At 73.0% G+C, this 14,337-nt stretch carries 16 protein-coding genes; 5 read left to right on the forward strand and 11 right to left on the reverse strand.

Going from position 1 to position 14,337, the window contains the following annotated elements; translation table 11 throughout:
• Positions 1 to 36: 36 nt before the first annotated feature.
• Genes QRX60_RS23875 through QRX60_RS23885 form a run of 3 tightly spaced genes read right to left on the reverse strand, consistent with a single transcriptional unit; the run spans position 37 to position 2,616 of the window.
• Positions 37 to 843, reverse strand: a complete 807-nt coding sequence (locus QRX60_RS23875; RefSeq protein ID WP_286002995.1) for a PHP domain-containing protein — start codon at positions 841 to 843, stop codon at positions 37 to 39.
• 13 nt (positions 844 to 856) lie between these two features.
• Positions 857 to 1,480 (reverse strand): response regulator, encoded by a 624-nt coding sequence (locus QRX60_RS23880; RefSeq protein WP_286002996.1) that lies wholly within the window; start codon positions 1,478 to 1,480, stop codon positions 857 to 859.
• Positions 1,477 to 2,616, reverse strand: coding sequence for a GAF domain-containing sensor histidine kinase (locus QRX60_RS23885; RefSeq protein WP_286002997.1), 1,140 nt, complete (start codon positions 2,614 to 2,616; stop codon positions 1,477 to 1,479). Before QRX60_RS23885 ends, QRX60_RS23880 begins: the two co-directional genes overlap by 4 nt.
• Positions 2,617 to 2,700: 84 nt before the next feature.
• Here QRX60_RS23885 and QRX60_RS23890 point away from each other — a divergent pair, with 84 nt between their 5' ends.
• Positions 2,701 to 5,436, forward strand: a complete 2,736-nt coding sequence (locus QRX60_RS23890) for an FAD-binding and (Fe-S)-binding domain-containing protein (RefSeq protein WP_286002998.1) — start codon at positions 2,701 to 2,703, stop codon at positions 5,434 to 5,436.
• On the opposite strand, the gene QRX60_RS23895 is transcribed toward QRX60_RS23890, so the two are convergent.
• From QRX60_RS23895 to QRX60_RS23915, 5 genes are read right to left on the reverse strand one after another with little or no spacing between them, the layout of a single operon-like run.
• Entirely contained in the window at positions 5,413 to 6,318 is a 906-nt protein-coding gene (locus tag QRX60_RS23895; protein ID WP_286002999.1) for a phosphotransferase family protein, read from the reverse strand. The two genes, QRX60_RS23890 and QRX60_RS23895, sit on opposite strands and share 24 nt — an antisense overlap.
• A gap of 30 nt (positions 6,319 to 6,348) precedes the next feature.
• Complete coding sequence (locus QRX60_RS23900) at positions 6,349 to 6,918, reverse strand: TetR/AcrR family transcriptional regulator (RefSeq protein WP_286003000.1); 570 nt, start codon at positions 6,916 to 6,918, stop codon at positions 6,349 to 6,351.
• Between the two features lie 37 nt (positions 6,919 to 6,955).
• Positions 6,956 to 7,153, reverse strand: a complete 198-nt coding sequence (locus tag QRX60_RS23905) for a ferredoxin (protein ID WP_286003001.1) — start codon at positions 7,151 to 7,153, stop codon at positions 6,956 to 6,958.
• A 10-nt stretch (positions 7,154 to 7,163) separates the two neighbouring features.
• Positions 7,164 to 8,378, reverse strand: a complete 1,215-nt coding sequence (locus tag QRX60_RS23910; RefSeq protein WP_286003002.1) for a cytochrome P450 — start codon at positions 8,376 to 8,378, stop codon at positions 7,164 to 7,166.
• The gene (locus QRX60_RS23915) at positions 8,375 to 8,884 is read right to left on the reverse strand and encodes a PadR family transcriptional regulator (protein WP_286003003.1); all 510 of its coding nucleotides are present in this window, start codon (positions 8,882 to 8,884) and stop codon (positions 8,375 to 8,377) included. The genes QRX60_RS23910 and QRX60_RS23915 overlap by 4 nt, the downstream gene beginning before the upstream one ends.
• Positions 8,885 to 8,999: 115 nt before the next feature.
• On the opposite strand from QRX60_RS23915, the gene QRX60_RS23920 reads away from it, so the two are divergent.
• Entirely contained in the window at positions 9,000 to 10,190 is a 1,191-nt protein-coding gene (locus QRX60_RS23920) for a cytochrome P450 (protein WP_286003004.1), read from the forward strand.
• Between the two features lie 14 nt (positions 10,191 to 10,204).
• Entirely contained in the window at positions 10,205 to 10,420 is a 216-nt protein-coding gene (locus tag QRX60_RS23925) for a ferredoxin (protein ID WP_286003005.1), read from the forward strand.
• 112 nt (positions 10,421 to 10,532) lie between these two features.
• Here QRX60_RS23925 and mtnA read toward each other — a convergent pair whose 3' ends face one another.
• Entirely contained in the window at positions 10,533 to 11,498 is a 966-nt protein-coding gene (gene mtnA, locus QRX60_RS23930; RefSeq protein WP_286003006.1) for an S-methyl-5-thioribose-1-phosphate isomerase, read from the reverse strand.
• 47 nt (positions 11,499 to 11,545) lie between these two features.
• Here mtnA and QRX60_RS23935 point away from each other — a divergent pair, with 47 nt between their 5' ends.
• Positions 11,546 to 11,941 (forward strand): RidA family protein, encoded by a 396-nt coding sequence (locus tag QRX60_RS23935; RefSeq protein WP_286003007.1) that lies wholly within the window; start codon positions 11,546 to 11,548, stop codon positions 11,939 to 11,941.
• A gap of 217 nt (positions 11,942 to 12,158) precedes the next feature.
• On the opposite strand, the gene QRX60_RS23940 is transcribed toward QRX60_RS23935, so the two are convergent.
• Positions 12,159 to 12,953, reverse strand: coding sequence for a PIG-L family deacetylase (locus QRX60_RS23940; protein WP_286003008.1), 795 nt, complete (start codon positions 12,951 to 12,953; stop codon positions 12,159 to 12,161).
• 75 nt (positions 12,954 to 13,028) lie between these two features.
• Here QRX60_RS23940 and QRX60_RS23945 point away from each other — a divergent pair, with 75 nt between their 5' ends.
• Positions 13,029 to 13,511, forward strand: a complete 483-nt coding sequence (locus QRX60_RS23945; protein WP_286003009.1) for a DinB family protein — start codon at positions 13,029 to 13,031, stop codon at positions 13,509 to 13,511.
• On the opposite strand, the gene QRX60_RS23950 is transcribed toward QRX60_RS23945, so the two are convergent.
• Positions 13,508 to 14,305 (reverse strand): Fpg/Nei family DNA glycosylase, encoded by a 798-nt coding sequence (locus QRX60_RS23950; protein WP_286003010.1) that lies wholly within the window; start codon positions 14,303 to 14,305, stop codon positions 13,508 to 13,510. The two genes, QRX60_RS23945 and QRX60_RS23950, sit on opposite strands and share 4 nt — an antisense overlap.
• Positions 14,306 to 14,337 lie beyond the last annotated feature (32 nt).

Raw genomic sequence — 14,337 nt, forward strand, 5'->3', positions numbered from 1 at the left:
GTGAGTGTTTAGGAGGGTTCTAACCCTCCTAAACACTCACGACCGGTGGGAGCGGAGGGCGGCGAGGACCTCGGGGGAAGTCGTGTGCTCGCCGAGGCGGACCGGCTTGCGGTCGCCGTGGAAGTCGCTCGAGCCCGTGGTGAGCAGGCCCAGGTCCGTGGCCACTTCGCGCAGGCGCGTGCGGACCTCCGGTGGCTGCTCCGGGTGGTCGGCCTCGACACCCGCGAGGCCGGCGGAAGCGAGACCGGCCAGCTGAGTGTCGGAGACCGACGCGCGCCGCTTCACCGACCGCGGATGAGCCAGCACCGCGACACCCCCGGCCGCGCGGACCAGCGCGATCGCGTCCACTGTGGACAGCACGTGCTTGGGGACGTCGGCGCGACCGCCGTCGGCGATCCAGTCGGACGTGAAGGCGTCGGTGATGCCCACGGCGGCCAGCGCCGCGGCGATGTGCGGCCGCCCGAGCGGCGCCCCCGCGGCGATCTCCCGCACCTGCGAGAGCGTGATCGGCGCGCCCAGCTCGCGGCAGCGCTCGACCATCCGCACGGCGCGGCGGGCCCGGTCGGTGCGGATCAGCTCCAGCTCGGCGGCCAGCGACGCGTGCCCGGGATCGACGAACAGGCCGAGCAGGTGCACCTCCGCGTCGTCGAGGCGGCACGAGATCTCGACGCCGGCGACGAGTTCGATGTCCGAGGCGGCGGAAGCGGCGGCCAGGCCCGCGAAGGTGTCGTGGTCGGTCAGCGCGAGCACCGTCAGCCCGGCCTCGGCGGCCAGCCGCGGAAGCGCGGCGGGCGGCGTCGTCCCGTCTGAGGCCGTGCTGTGCGCGTGCAGGTCGATCGTCACCCGGGGGAGGATCTCACAGCAGCCCGGCCTCGCTGGCCTTGCCGATCGCCTCGACGCGGTTGCGCGCCCCCAGCTTGTGCAGCGCCGACTGCAGGTACGTCTTCACCGTGTTGCGCGCGAGCCCCGTCGACTCCGCGATCTCCGGGTTGGTCTGCCCCTGCGCGGCCAGCCGCAGCACCTCGTACTCCCGCCGCGTCAGGCCGCTGCGGGCCAGCGCGTCCGACCGCTGCCCGGCGTCGGGCAGGATCCGCGGGTCGACGACGCGCTCGCCGCGCAGCACCCGCCGCAGCTCGGTCACCAGCTGCGCCCCGGCGGCGTCCTTGAGCAGGCAGCCGTGCGCCCCCGACTCCAGCGCGGCCAGCACGCCCTGGTGGTCGCCGTGCGCGGTGAACACCACGATCTTCCCGTCCGGGTGGACCCGGCGCAGCTCGGTGACGACCTCCGGCGCGAGCATGTCCGGCAGGCGCAGGTCGAGCAGGATCAGGTCCGGGGCCAGCGCCGCCACCCGCTCGATCGCCAGCCGCCCGGACTCCGCGGACCCGATGACGCTCAGGCACGGGTCCGAGCGCAGCAGCAGGGTCACGCCGTCGCGGACCACCGGGTGGTCGTCGACGACGAACACCGTCGCGGGAGTCATGGCCGCACCAGCGGCACCCAGGCGCGCAGGGTGCAGCCGTCGTCCTCGTCGCGGACCAGGCTGACCCGGCCGCCGAGCCGCGCGGCGCGCCCGGACAGCGTGCGCAGGCCCATGCCCGTGCCGGGGGCGGCCTCCGCTCCGGTGCCGTCGTCCGCGACGACCACCTGGACCCCGTCCTCGCTGGGCAGCAGGCTGACGATCACCGAGGACGCCCGGGCGTGCTTCTCGACGTTGAGCAGCCCCTCGCGGACCGCGGCCACCAGCAACGCGGTCCGTTCGGCGTCCAGCGGCGGCACCGCCGCGAGCTGCACGAACCGGGCCGGGACGCCGCAGCGCGCCTGGAACGAGCGGCAGTGCTCGGCCAGCTCGACCGGCAGCGCCCGCTCCGGGCTGGACTCCGACAGCGCCAGCAGCGACTCCCGCAAGGCACCGGCCGCCGCCGAGACGTCCCCCTCCAGCCGCCGCAGCCGCGCCTCCAGGCCGGGGTGCTCACGGACGTCCTCGTGCAGGTCGCGCACCTGGACGCCGATGGAGAACAACAGGGCGCCGACCGAGTCGTGCAGGGCGCTCTGCATCCGCAGGCGTTCACCGGCCACCGCGGCCGTCCGGTCGGTCTCGGCGACCTTCGCCAGCTGCAGCGCCGTCCCGGCCTGGCAGGCGACCTCTTCCATCCGCCGGACGGCGTCGTCGCCGAAGTCGGCGGGCTCGCGCATGGCCGCGTAGGCGATGGCGACGGTCTCGCCGCGCGCGACGATCGGGACGGCCAGCATCGCGGCCAGGCCCTCCCCGCGCACCTGGGCGTCGAACTGGTGGGTGATCGTGGGCGAGCTGACGTAGTCGGTGACCCGCACCGGACGGCCCAGGGCCAGCACCCGCCCGCCGATGCCCTGGCCGACGGGCACTTCGAGGTCCTGCAGCGAGTCCGTCCGGGTGCCGGACATCCAGCGGATCACGGCGAGCCCGGGCTGGTCGAGCTCCGCGACGAACCCGGCCTTCGCGCCGATCGTCTCCCGGACCAGGCGCGCGGTCCCGTGCAGCGCGGCGACGCGATCGAGCGTGCCGAGCAGCTTTTCGCGCTCGTGCAGCAGCTCGCCCAGCACCGCGCTGTACTCGGCGACGTGCTCCTTTGCCGTCACGCGCCCACGATGGCACACGGACTGTGGTTTCGGACATACCCGGCTGGAGAGGTACGGACGCCGTCCGTCGACTTGAATGGGGGCGTGGAGATCCTCACCGACGCCGCCACGCTCGCGCTGTACACGACCGACGCGTCCAACTACCGCCACGTGCCGCGAGGCGTGGTGCTGCCGGAGACCGTCGACGACGTCATCGCCGCGGTGGCCGAGGCCCGCGCCCGCGACCTGCCGGTGATCGCCCGCGGCGGTGGCACGAGCGTCGCCGGGAACGCGTGCGGGCCGGGCCTGGTGATCGACACCTCGCGCCACGTCGGCGGGGTGCTCTCGCTGGATCCGGGCACCCGGCTCGCGCGGGTGCTGCCCGGGACGGTGCTCGACGACCTGCAGGCGGCCGCCGCGCCGCACGGGCTGCGGTTCGGCCCGGACCCGTCGACGCACAGCCGCTGCACGCTCGGCGGGATGATCGGCAACAACGCGTGCGGCTCGCACTCGGTGGCGTGGGGGCGCACGGTCGACGTCGTCCGCTCGCTCGACGTCCTGCTCTACGACGGCACGCGGCTGCGGGTCGGGCGCGACGAGCCGACGGAAGGCCGGATCTTCGACGAGCTGCGCGCGCTGGTGCGCGACAACCTGGCGTTGCTGCGCAAAGAACTTTCGACGTGGCCGCGGCGCGTCTCCGGCTACGGGCTCGAACACCTGTTGCCGGAGAACGGGTTCGACGTCGCGAAGGCGCTCGTCGGCTCGGAGGGCACCTGCGTCACGATCCTCGAAGCGACGGTCGAGCTGGCCGAGCTGCCGGCTCGTCGCGTGCTGGCGGTGCTGGGCTTCCCGTCCGACATCGCCGCGGCCGACGCCGTGCCGTCGATCCTGCCGTGGTCGCCGCTCACCGTCGAGGGCGTCGACGCCGAACTCGTCGCGATGCTGCCCGGCCGCGCGGGCGACCTGCCGCCGGGCGGGGCCTGGCTGTTCGTCGAGCTGGCCGGCGACGACCCGGCCGAGCGGGCCCGCGCGCTGGCGGCGTCGCTGGAGCTCACCGGGTTCGCGATCGTGGACGACCCGGCCGCGCAACGCGGGCTGTGGCGCATCCGCGAGGAGGGCGCGGGGCTCGCGACCCGGCTCGCGGACGGGTCGGAAGCCTGGCCGGGCTGGGAGGACGCGGCCGTCCCGCCCGAGCGGCTCGGCGCGTACCTGCGCGAGTTCAAGGAGCTGATGCGGGCGCACGGCCGGCGCAGCGTGGTCTACGGCCACTACGGCGAAGGCTGCCTCCACCTGCGGCTGGACTTCGACCTGCTGTCCGCTTCCGGCGTGGCGGACTTCCGGCGGTTCCTGGAGGAGGCCGCGGACCTCGTCGCGGCGCACGGCGGTTCGCTGTCCGGCGAACACGGTGACGGCCAGGCGCGGTCCGAGCTGCTGTCCCGGATGTACAGCCCGGAGATGATGGACCTCTTCCGGCGGTTCAAGGCGATCTTCGACCCGGCGGGGCGGATGAACCCCGGCATCCTGGTGGCGCCGCGGGCCGTCGACGCCGACTTGCGCGTACGGGCCACTTCGCCCTCGTTCGAGGACAGTGTCTTCCTCGGGTACCCGGAAGACCGCGGGAGTTTCGGGCAGGCGATGCGGCGCTGCGTCGGCGTGGGGAAGTGCCGCAACACCGGTGGCGGCGGCGTGATGTGCCCGAGCTACCGCGCCACCCGCGAGGAGCAGCACTCGACGCGCGGGCGGGCGCACCTGCTCGCCGAGATGATCAACGGCGAAGTGATCACGGACGGCTGGCGCTCTGCCGAAGTCCACGACGCCTTGGATCTGTGCTTGTCCTGCAAGGGATGCCTGTCCGACTGCCCGGTGGACGTCGACATGGCGACGTACAAGGCGGAGTTCCTGCACCAGCACTACCGGCGGCGGCTGCGCCCGGCGTCGCACTACTCGATGGGCTGGCTGCCGCTGTGGCTGCGGGTCAGCGCCCGCGCGCCTCGGCTCGCCAACGCCGTGGGGCGTTCTCGGTTGGCGGGCCTGGTGAAACGGCTGGGCGGGATCGCGCCGGAACGCTCGCTGCCTTCGTTCGCGCCTTCGCCGTTCACGTCTTCACGGGCGGATCTGCGGCGCCGGGCTTCGGGGGAGCGTCGCGTCGTCCTGTGGCCGGACTCGTTCAACAACTACCTGACGCCCTCGGTGCTCGACGCGGCCCACGAAGTCCTGACCGCGGCGGGCTACGACGTCGTGCTGCCGGACCGCGGAGTCTGTTGTGGACTGACATGGGTGTCGACGGGCCAGCTCGGCGTCGCGCGCCGCGTCCTGAACCGGACTTTGAACGTGCTCGCGCCCTATCTCGAAGAGGGCTACGAGGTGGCCGGGCTGGAACCGAGCTGCACGGCCCTGTTCCGCGGCGACCTGCCCGCGCTGCTGCCGGGCGACGAGCGTGCGGCGTTGCTGGCGTCCCGGACGTTCACGTTCGCGGAACTGCTGGAGCGAGCCCCGATCCCGTTCGCGGCCCTGGACGTCGACGCGATCACGCAGGTGCACTGCCACCAGCACGCGGTCCTCGGCTTCGGCGCGGACGAGTCGGCGCTCGCCGCGGCCGGGGTGCGCAACACGACGCTGGATTCGGGGTGCTGCGGCCTGGCGGGCAACTTCGGCTTCGAGCGCGGCCACTACGAGGTGTCGAAGGCGGTCGCGGAGGACCGGATGCTCCCGGCGATCCGCGCGACGCCGGACGACACGGTGGTGGTGTCGGACGGTTTCAGCTGCCGGACGCAGATCGCCCAGGAGTCCGGCCGGACACCGGTGCACCTGGCGGAGCTACTCCGGTGCGCCTTGCCCTGAGCCCCACCAGGCCGTCGCCAGGGCGTCCAGGGTGGGCTCGGGAGGCGCCGGCATGACGTCGAAGTACCAGGTGAAGTCGCTGTAGACGTGCAGCAGCGCGTACGCGAGGCAACGGCGGGGGTCGATCGGCTGGCCGTAACCGTCGAGAAGCCGGCGCAGCAGGCCGCCGTCGCCGCTCGAGACGAACAACCCCGCCGCCACGAAGTCGTACTCAGCCGCGCCGCGCATCGCCGGCTCGAAGTCGAACACCCCGGTGACGCGGCCGTCCGGGCCGACCATGACGTGGTCGCGCATGAACTCCGTGTGCAGCGGCACGACCGGCGGTGCGTCCAGGCCGACCGTGTCGAGGAATGCGGGGATCTGCGCCACCCACGCTTCGGCCAGGCCGGTCCGCCGGTGGTGGTCGACGACCTTCGCCCGCTGACCCGCGACGAACTCCGTCCAGTCCTTCGGCGCCAGGACCTCGAGGCGGGCGTCGTCGACCGCGTGCAGCGTGGCCAGCAGCCCGCCCAGCCGGGGCATCAGCCGCTGCTTGTCCTCAGTGGACAGTGAAGGCCAGGCCTCCTCGAGCGTCCGCCCGGGCAGGCGCGTCATCAGGAGGTGACCCCAGCCGTCGCGCTCGCCGGACCGCACCGGTTCCGGCACCGGCAGAACTCCGTGCAGCACCTCGAGCATCGTGCGCTCGGTGGTGAGCTCGTCGCGGTACACCGGCGGGTACAGCTTGAGCACCAGGTCGTCGCCGACGGCGTACACCGGCAGCGAACCCTCGGTGAACGGGACGACGTCGTCGCGGCCCAGCAGCGTCGTCACCGCGGGCAGCAGGCTTTCACGGGTGAGCGCGCCGGCCTCGGCTTCGGTCGCCGCGGTCGGGAAGGTCGCCATGGTCCCGACCGTAGGCCCGCTGTCGACCGGTTATTCGGTGCGCTCCAGCAGTGTCCGGACGGCGGTGATCACGAGCCGGCCGACGTGCTCGGGGTCGGCGCTCGCCAGGGGTTCCGTGCCGGTGATCTCGCGGACCAGGCCGATGCCCAGCAGCCAGGCCAGGGCGAGGTCGGCACGCAGCTCGGCGTCCGGCGCGTCGGTGAGCGTGGCGAGCGCCCGCGCGTACTCCTCGCCCACCTCACGCCGGATCGCGGCGGCCGCGCTGTCGCTGCCGGTCGAGCGCAGGTACGTCTCGAGCGCCGGGTTGCGCCGTCCCGAATCCGCGGGTTCGAGCATGCTCCGCAGCGAAGCGCCGAAGAGCCGTTCCGGGGTGGTGGCCGCCAGGTGCTCCCGCCCGCCGTGGGCCATCACCGCCTCGAAGAGCGCCTCCTTGCTGCCGAAGTAGCGGAAGAGCAGCGACTGGTTGACCCCGGCCAGCTTGGCGATGTCCCGCACGGTCGTCCGGTCGAAGCCGCGTTCGGCGAACAGCTTCGCGGCGGCGTCCAGCAACGCCCGCCGCGTCGCGGCCGCGTCCCGCCGCCGGCCGGCCTGTTCCGTCATCCGAGCAGGCTAACCGGCAAACCGGACGCGAGCGCGCCTACGCGCCGGAAAGGCGGATCGCGGCGGCCGGGCAGGTCAGCTCCGCCTGCCGGACCGCGTCCTCCTCGCCGTCCGCCGGCTCGTCGGCGAGCAGCACGACGGTGCCGGCGTCCTCGTCCTGGTCGAACGTCCCGGGCGCGAGCAGCACGCACTGTCCGGACGCGACACAGCTCCCGGTGTCCGCGGTGATCTTCATCGGCTCCCCCTCACCACGTCACGGGGACGGCGTCGACCCCGCCGGCGACGCGGTTGACGCGGACCGGGATCTCGTCGATCCCGGCCGCCAGCCGCAGGCCGGGGAACCGGCCGAACAGCTTGGGGAACACCGTCCGCAGCTCGGTGCGGGCGAGGTTGGCGCCGATGCAGACGTGCGCGCCGGTGCCGAAGGCGAGGTGGACGTTCGGCGTGCGGGCCGGGTCGAACTCGTCGGGGTCGGTGAACACCGTCGCGTCGCGGTTGGCCGCGTCGCTGGAGATCAGCACGGCGTCGCCGCGCATGATCCGCGTCCCGGCGACCTCGACGTCCTCGTGGGCGTAGCGCAGCAGGCCGGTGCCGCTGGTCGCCGTCAGCCGCAGGATCTCCTCGACCGTCCGGTTCACCTCGCCGTGGGGGTCGGCCGCGAAGCGGTCGCGGCGGGCGGTGTCGCTGAGCAGGAACAGCGTGCCCATCGCGATCCGGGTGGACGTCGTCTCGTGGCCGGCGAACAGCAGGCCGGCGCCCATCCGGGCGAGGTCGTCGTCGGTGAACGTGGGGTCGTCGGCCTGGACCGCGACCATGTCGGAGATGACGTCCGGCTGCGGATCCGCGCGTTTCTCGTCGGCCAGCTCCGTCATGTAGGCCTTGAACTCGGTCATGGCCGCCTGCGCGTCCTCGCCGCCGTCCATCCTCGCGATCCGCTCGGACAGGCCGCGGAACTTCTCGCGGTCGGCGTAGGGCACGCCGAGCAGCTCGCAGATCACCAGCACCGGCAGGGGAAAGGCGAGGAAGTCGGTCAGGTCGACCGGCTCGCCCGGGTGGGCGTCGTGCGCGGCCTGCAGGTCGTCGAGGCAGCGGTCGGTCAGCTCGGCGATCCGGTCGCCGAGGGCCCGCATGCGCGGCGCGGAGAACGCGGGCGCGAGCATCCGGCGCATCCGCTTGTGTTCCTGCTCTTCGGTGTCGAAGTCGCCGCTCGGGCCGTCCTGCACGGCAGCGTGCGAGATGCGCGACGCCTGCTCCGGCGCCGGGTGCGAGCGGCCGAAGCGCTTGTCGCGGAAGATCTCCTTGGCCTCTTCGTACGACGTCACCAGCCACGCCGGGTCGCCGGCCGGGCTGAGCACCCGGCTGATCGGGGCCTGCCGGCGGAGTGCTTCGTAGTCGGGCGCGATCGCGAGCGCGTTCGCCCGGGCGAAGGGGAGGCGAGGCGTCTCTTCGGTGGTGGTCATACGTCTCTCCTCAGTTCGGTTTCGAGGTCGGCGAGCCAGCGGAGTTCGGCGTCGAACTTCCCGAGCACGTGGTGCAGCGCCGCGCGGCTCCACGGGTCGGCCTGCCCGGCGGCGAGGCCGGTGACCCGCGCCTGCTCGGCGAGCAGCGCCCGTTTGCGGACGTCGAGCACGCGGGCGCGTTCGTCGTGGCCCAGCCGGCCGAAGTTCCCGACCCGCGCCAGGAACTCCGGTTCGTTGAGCGCCAGCTCGCCGGGGAAGTCCGCGAGCATGTCGTGCAGCAGTTCCCGCCCGACCTCGGTGATCGTGTAGACGTGCCGCGGCGGTTTGGCCTCCTGCTCCTCCGCGCTGCGGCTCACCGCGGCCGCGTCGACGAAGCGCCGCAGCGTCGGGTACAGCGAGTTGTTCGACAGGGTGTGGCCCGTCGACGCCTCCACGGCCTTGCGCAGTTCGTAGCCGTGCATCGGCTCGCGGGCCAGCTTCGACAGCAAGAGGATCTCGATCCACACCTAGGTCACCGTAACCTAGTGGTTCGTTACTGGGCAATGGCGGACCGTGACAGGTGGAGAGAAACTGTGTAGCTTTGTAAGCAGCTGCTTACAACCGAGCACGGGGGTTTTCCGAATGACCGTCACCCACACCGAGCCGCTCTCGTACCCCTTCAACGAGGAGGCGGGGCTCGACCTCAACGAGGCCTACGCGGCGGCTCGCGAAGCCGAGGGCATGGTCCGGGTCAAGATGACGTACGGGGAGCCGGCGTGGCTGGCGACCCGCTACGCCGACGCCCGGCTGGTGCTCGGCGACCGCCGGTTCTCGCGGGCGATGGAGAAGGAGAAGGACGCGCCGCGCCGCTCGCCCGTCCAGCGCGAGGGCGGCATCCTGCAGATGGACCCGCCGGACCACACCCGGCTGCGGACACTGGTGGCGAAGGCGTTCACCATGCGGCGCGTCGAGCTGCTGCGCCCGCGTGTCGCTTCGCTCGCCGCCGGGCTGATCGCGGAGATGAAGGCGGCCGGCCCGCCCGCCGACCTCGTCGACCGCTACGCGCTGCCGATCCCGGTCGCGGTGATCTGCGAGCTGCTCGGCGTCCCGGTCGCCGACCGGCCGAAGTTCCGCGTCTGGAGCGACGCCGCGCTGTCCACCAGCGGCCTGACGCCCGAGGAGTTCGAGCGCAACCGCGAGGAGCTGCGCGACTACATGCGCGGGCTGATCGCGGAGCACCGGTCGCAGCCCCAGGACGACCTGATGACGGCGCTGATCGAGGCGCGCGACACCCGCGACCGGCTGACCGAGCTGGAGCTGGTCGACCTGTGTGTGGGCATCCTCGTCGCCGGGCACGAAACCACCGCGAGCCAGATCCCCAATTTCGTCTACGCGCTGCTCGACCAGCCCGGGCAGTGGGAGCGGCTGGTGGCCGACCCGGACCTGATCCCGGCCGCCGTCGAGGAGCTGCTGCGGTTCGTGCCGCTGGGCGCCGGGGCCGGCTTCGCGCGCTACGCCACCGAAGACGTCGAGGTCGGCGGGGTGCTCGTGCGGGCGGGGGAGCCGGTGCTGGTGGCGGTCGGCGCGGCCAACCGCGACCGGCTGCAGTTCGACGACGCCGACCAGCTGCGGTTCGACCGCGGCGACCAGCACCACCTCGGCTTCGGCCACGGCGTCCACCACTGCCTGGGTGCGCCGCTGGCCCGGCTCGAGCTGCAGGAGGCGCTGCGCGCGTTGGTCACCGAGCTGCCGGGGCTGCACCTGGCCGGCGATATCGTGTGGAAGACGCAGATGCTCGTCCGCGGACCGCGGTCGATGCCGATCGGATGGTGACTCGGAAGGTGGCCATGAGCTGGCACGTGGAAGTCGACGAACACACCTGCATCGGCTCGGGGATGTGCGCCGCGCTGATGCCCGAGGTGTTCGTCCTCGACGGTGCGGTCGCGCAGACGGTCGTCTCGGAGGTGGACGGGGACGAGACGGTGCTGGACGCGGCGGACTCGTGCCCGGCGATGGCGATCACGGTGACCGACGGCGCCCGCGAGATCGGCCCGCGCCCCTAGCGTGGTCCGGCGACATGAATGACCCATTCATGTCGCCGGACGAGGTGAATGGGTCATTCACTGCAGTCGCGGCCGGGGCCTGCCCGGGCCGGGTTCCCCTCGCGCAGGTTCCCTAGGGCCGGAAGCGGCCGTGCTCGGTGACCACGGCCGTGACGAGCTCGTGGGGCGTCACGTCGAACGCGGGGTTGAAGACCTGCGCGTCCGCCGGGGTGATCGGCACCCCGGCGTATTCGGTGAGCTCGCGGGCGTCGCGCTCCTCGACGGCGATGCCCGCGCCGTCCGCGAGGGACTTGTCCACAGTGGACGACGGTGCGACGACGACGAACGGAACGCCGTGGTGCTTCGCGGCGATCGCCAGGCCGTAGGTGCCGATCTTGTTGGCGACGTCGCCGTTCGCGGCGATCCGGTCGGCGCCGACGAGCACGCAGTCGACCAGGCCGCGCGCCATCGCGGCGGCGGCCGCCGAATCGGGCTGGACGCGGTAGGGGACTTCCGCCTGCGCGAGCTCCCACGCCGTCAGCCGGGCGCCTTGGAGGAGCGGGCGCGTCTCGTCGACGAGGACTTCTTCGACGAGCCCGCGTTCGTGCAGGTGCCAGACGACGCCGAGGGCGCTGCCCCAGCCGACGGTCGCCAGGCGCCCGGCGTTGCAGTGGCTCAGCAGCCGCAGCGGCCGGCGCGGGCACTCGGCGAGCACGACCTCGGCTGCGTGCGCCGACGCGGCCTTGTTGAGCTCTTCGTCTTCGGTGAGGAGGGCCAGGGCTTCTTCGAGAACGGCTTGTCCGCCTTGGGGGAGTTTCTTCATCGCGCGCTCGACGCCCCAGGCGAGGTTCACGGCGGTGGGGCGCGCGGTGGCGATGAGTTCGGCGTCGGCCTCGACGTTGTCGCTGGTCCGGGCGGCGAGGGCGACCCCGAGCGCCCCGGCGGCCCCGAGCGCGGGAGCACCCCGGACGGCGAGCCGCTTGACGGCGTCGACGAGCTCGCCGACGGTCCGCAGGTGCAGCAGCCGGTACTCGGAGGGCAGCGCGGTCTGGTCGATGATGACGATGGCGTCGCCGGCCCAGTCGATGGTCCTGCGCACGTGCCCTCCCGGGGTTTTTCGCTTGCGCGGCCGGTGATGATGCGGTGGTGACCATTGAACGGCAGAACCCGCCCGGGCTGCACACCACGCCGGGCTACCACCACGTGACCGTGGCCGTTTCCAGCCGGACGGTGTACCTGGCCGGCCAGTGTCCGCTGTCCGCCGACGGTTCGGTGGCCGACGGGCTGCTTCCCCAGATCGACCAGGTGGTGGCCAACACGGCCTTGGCGCTGGCCTCCGCGGGCGCATCCCCGGCGGACGTCGTCCGCACGGTGATCTACGTGGTGACGGACGAGCGCGAGACGTTGTCGGCGGCGTGGGACCGGCTGACGGGATCGGAGATCGGCGCGGCGTTCACCTCGGCGAGCACGCTGCTGGGGGTGGCGCAGCTCGGGTACCCGGGGCAGCTGGTGGAGCTGGACGTGACGGCGGCACTGGACTGACGGCGCTGGTGGAGGGGATGCGGCTCGCCGGTCTCGGCGAGCCGCACTCGTACCCGGCGCGACCCGCCCGCACCGCGGTCTCGCGAGCTGCTGCCCGGTTTCGCCGTGACCCGCCTGCACCGCAGTCTCGCAAGCCGCAGCCGGCCTCGCCGCAACCCGTCAGCCTCTCCCCGGCCCCCGGCCCCCGGCCCCCGGCAGCCCGCCCGCCCAACGCGCCCTACAGCCCGGTCAGCAGGTCGGTCTCCGTGATCCCCGGCCCCTGTCCGGCCCGGATGAACCACTCCGTCCCGAACGCGAAAGCGAACGCGTCGTCCGGCATGGCCAGCATGAACATGTCCTCGCTGATCTGGCTCGGGTGGGCCCGCATCGCCGCGCGTTTCACCCCCACGTACTTCGACACGTCGACCGCCGCGGTGATCTCGGCCTCCGGTTTGCCGAACTCGACGTCCTCCGGCGGGGTGGGCGCCGCCTCCGGGGGCATCAGGCCCTGCTCCACCGCCGATTCGAAGCCGCGCTGCATGAACTCGCGGTTGAACGTCGCCTGGAACACGCGTGCCGTCCCGGCCAGCTCGGCCGCCCGGACTCCGACGCGGTGCACCTGGATGTGGTCCGGGTGGCCGTAGTCGCCGTTGTCGTCGTAGACCGTCAGGACGTCCGCCGACTCCTCGCGCAGGATCGCCGCCAGCTGCTCGGCCGCCTTTCCGACGTCCGCCTGCCAGAAGCTCGCCGGGTCGTCGTTCGTCGATTCGCCCATCATCCCGGAGTCGCGGTAGCCGAGGAACTCGACGCGTTCGACTCCGAGGATCTCCGCGGCCGCGTGCGACTCCCGCACGCGCCGCTCCCACAGTTGTTCGCCCTCGGCGAGAAAGCCCTCGGGGACCTCGCCGACCTCGCCCCGGGTGGCGACGACGAGCACGACGCGGTGCCCCTCGGCGACGGCCTTGGCCATCACGCCGGCGGTGCGCAGGCATTCGTCGTCCGGGTGGGCGTGGAAGGTGACCAGTGTTGCCATGCCCGCGACGCTACCGAACCCCACCGACAAAAACCGCCCGCCGGGGTGCGCTCGTGCCCACCAGGGTCCGCGGTCGTGGCCGACGACGAGAAAAGCACCCTGCTGACCTTCCTGCACGCCCAGCGCGAGAGCGTCCTGGCGATCCTCGGCGGACTCGGCGAGGAGGCCCTGACGACGCCGGTCCTGCCGTCCGGGTGGACCCCGCTCGGCATGGTCGAGCACCTCGGGTACGCCGAGCGGCACTGGTTCCAGGAGATCGTCACCGGGACCGCGGACCCGGTCGCGTGGCCGGACGACCACCAGCCGCTGACCACGCCCCGGTCCCCGGACGTCGTCTTCGCGTTCTACCGCGAACAGTGCCGCCGGTCCGACGAGATCTTCGCCGCGACGCCGTTGTCCGCGGTGCCGAAGCTGCGCCACCCCTCGCCGCTCGCGGACGACATCGCCGACCTGCGCGGGGTGGTCCTGCACGTGATCGAGGAGACGGCCCGGCACGCCGGCCACCTGGACGTCGTCCGCGAGCTGATCGACGGCCGCACCGGGCTCGGGCCGCGCTAGGCCTGTTCCTTCGCGCACCACCAGGTCGACCGGCCGCCGACGGTGCCGTGCGCCATCTCGGCGCCGCAGCGCGGGCAGTGGTCGCCCGCGCGGCGGTGGCCGATGATCTCGCCCGTGTGCACGCCGCCGTGCCTGATCGCCGCGCGCAACGCCTTGCGGAGTGCCTGGTGGAGGTTCGCGAGGTCGTCGTCGCCGAGTTCGTTCACCGGGCGGGCCGGGCTCACCGCCGCCTGCCACAGGGTTTCGTCCGCCAGCAGGTTGCCGATCCCGGCCAGCACGGACTGGTCCAGCAGCCGCGCCTTCACCGGCGCCCGGCCGCGCCCGACGCGTTCGCGGAAGTCCCGGCGCGACACCTCGCCGGCGTCCGGGCCGAGCGCGTCGAGATCGGGGTCGAGCCGCACCCGGCTGAGCCGGCGGGTGTCGAACAGCCGCAGCTGCTCGCCGTCGGCGAAGGTGAGCCCGAACCGGAACCACTCGGGTTTCTCGTCCCGGCCGCGAAAGCGCTTCGGCCCGGGCGGCCCGCTCCGGCCCGCGAACCGCAGCTGCCCGGCCATCCCGAGGTGCAGGCCGAGGTTCGGACCGGAGTGCCCGTCACGGTTTTCCGTTTCGCACCAGAGCGTCTTGCCCCGCCGGTGCGCTTCGGTGAGCCGCCCGCCGGTGAGCGCGGCGGCGAGGTCCCCGGGCGCGTGCGGCCGGCAGACCCAGTCGTCGTGGTCGTCGACGTCGCGGATCTCGCGGCCGAGAGCGTCGGCGAGGACCTGGCGGGCGAGTTCCACTTCGGGCAGTTCCGGCACGCCGACCAGTCTGCCGACTCCGGCGCCCGGCC

The sequence above is a fragment of the Amycolatopsis mongoliensis genome (genome assembly GCF_030285665.1).
Classification (GTDB): Bacteria; Actinomycetota; Actinomycetes; order Mycobacteriales; family Pseudonocardiaceae; genus Amycolatopsis; species Amycolatopsis mongoliensis.

Coding starts and splice junctions, on each gene's coding strand:
- QRX60_RS23895 (WP_286002999.1), bottom strand. CDS start 6,318: ATGGCGACCTTCCCGACCGCGGCGACCGAAGCCGAGGCCGGCGCGCTC.
- QRX60_RS23925 (WP_286003005.1), top strand. CDS start 10,205: ATGAGCTGGCACGTGGAAGTCGACGAACACACCTGCATCGGCTCGGGG.
- QRX60_RS23940 (WP_286003008.1), bottom strand. CDS start 12,953: ATGGCAACACTGGTCACCTTCCACGCCCACCCGGACGACGAATGCCTG.
- QRX60_RS23905 (WP_286003001.1), bottom strand. CDS start 7,153: ATGAAGATCACCGCGGACACCGGGAGCTGTGTCGCGTCCGGACAGTGC.
- QRX60_RS23880 (WP_286002996.1), bottom strand. CDS start 1,480: ATGACTCCCGCGACGGTGTTCGTCGTCGACGACCACCCGGTGGTCCGC.
- QRX60_RS23900 (WP_286003000.1), bottom strand. CDS start 6,918: ATGACGGAACAGGCCGGCCGGCGGCGGGACGCGGCCGCGACGCGGCGG.
- QRX60_RS23910 (WP_286003002.1), bottom strand. CDS start 8,378: ATGACCACCACCGAAGAGACGCCTCGCCTCCCCTTCGCCCGGGCGAAC.
- QRX60_RS23920 (WP_286003004.1), top strand. CDS start 9,000: ATGACCGTCACCCACACCGAGCCGCTCTCGTACCCCTTCAACGAGGAG.